Source organism: Inquilinus limosus MP06 (genome assembly GCF_000767795.1).
In the GTDB taxonomy this organism is placed as follows: Bacteria; Pseudomonadota; Alphaproteobacteria; order DSM-16000; family Inquilinaceae; genus Inquilinus; species Inquilinus limosus_E.
In genome coordinates, this window is the sequence record NZ_JANX01000944.1 from 1 (window position 1) to 1,428 (window position 1,428).

3 protein-coding genes are annotated in these 1,428 nt (G+C 70.4%); all 3 read left to right on the forward strand.

What is annotated here, in order from left to right:
• The coding region (locus P409_RS34235; protein ID WP_034849296.1) for an NAD-binding protein at nucleotides 1-350 on the forward strand (350 nt) is incomplete at its 5' end.
• Between the two features lie 5 nt (nucleotides 351-355).
• Entirely contained in the window at nucleotides 356-1,138 is a 783-nt protein-coding gene (gene otnI, locus P409_RS34240) for a 2-oxo-tetronate isomerase (protein ID WP_034849298.1), read from the forward strand.
• Nucleotides 1,139-1,148: 10 nt separating this feature from the next.
• On the forward strand, nucleotides 1,149-1,428 hold a 280-nt coding region (locus tag P409_RS34245; RefSeq protein ID WP_161790528.1), incomplete at its 3' end, for a four-carbon acid sugar kinase family protein.

Genomic DNA, 1,428 nt, shown 5'->3' on the forward strand with positions numbered 1-1,428 from the left:
CCTGCGAGGCCATCGCCTTCGCCTCCAAGCAGGGCCTCGACATCCGCAAGGTCTATGAGGTGATCACCGCCTCGGCCGGCAATTCCTGGATGTTCGAGAACCGCATCCCGCATGTGCTGGACGGCGACTATGCGCCGCGCAGCGCCGTCGACATCTTCACCAAGGATCTCGGCATCGTCATGGACATGGCGCGCAGCGGCAAGTTCCCGGTGCCGGTGGCCGGCGCAGCGCTGCAGATGTTCCTGATGACCGCCGCCGCCGGCATGGGCCGGGACGACGACGCCTCGGTCGCCCGGCTCTACGCCCAGGTCGCCGGTCTCGACCTGCCCGGCACGCCGAAGGAAGGATAGACCCGATGCCGCGCTTCGCCGCCAATCTCAGCATGATGTTCACCGAATGGGACTTCCTCGACCGCTTCGACGCGGCGGCCGGGGCGGGCTTCACCGCGGTCGAGTACCTGTTCCCCTATGAGCATCCACCGGAAGCGATCGCCGAGCGGCTGTCGCGCAACCGCCTGACCCAGGCGCTGTTCAACCTGCCGCCCGGCGACTGGGCGAAGGGCGAGCGCGGCCTGGCCGCCCTGCCCGAGCGGGCGGAGGAGTTCCGCGCCTCCGTCGCCACCGCCCTGACCTATGCCGAGGCCACCGGCGTCGGCCGGGTGCATATGATGAGCGGCAATGCCGACCCCGCAGATCCGCGGGCGCAGGCAGCCTGGCGCGACGCCACCCGCTTCGCCGCCGAGGCCTTCGCCGCCAGGGGCGTCGACGTGCTGCTGGAGCCGCTGAACACCCGCGACATGCCGGGCTATTTCCTCGGCGGCTTCGACCGGGCCGCGGCGCTGATCGGCGAGCTGGGCCTGCCCAACCTGAAGCTGCAATTCGACTGCTACCACCGGCAGATCCTGCATGGCGACGTGACCATGGCGCTGCGCGCGCTGCTGCCGATCACCGCCCATGTCCAGGTCGCCAGCGTGCCCGGCCGGCACGAGCCGGATGTCGAGGAGCTGAACTACCCGTTCCTGTTCCAGGAGCTGGATCGGCTCGGCTATGCCGGCTTCGTCGGCTGCGAGTACCGGCCCCGTGCCGGCACGCTCGAAGGCCTCGGCTGGTTCGCGCCCTATGCCGGCCGCAAAGGGTGAGGAGGAGATGATGCCCCTCGTGCTCGGCTGCGTCGCCGACGACTACACCGGCGCCTCGGATCTCGCGAACACCCTGTCCAAGGCGGGGCTGCGCACGGTCCAGACCATCGGCGTGCCGCGCGACGACCTGGATCTGCCTGCGGTCGACGCCGTGGTGGTGGCGCTGAAGAGCCGGTCGATCCCGGCCGCCGAGGCGGTGGAGCGCAGCCTGGCCGCCGCCCGCTGGCTGCGCGGCCGCGGCGCCGGCCATGTGCTGTTCAAGATCTGCTCGACCTTCGATTCGACCGATG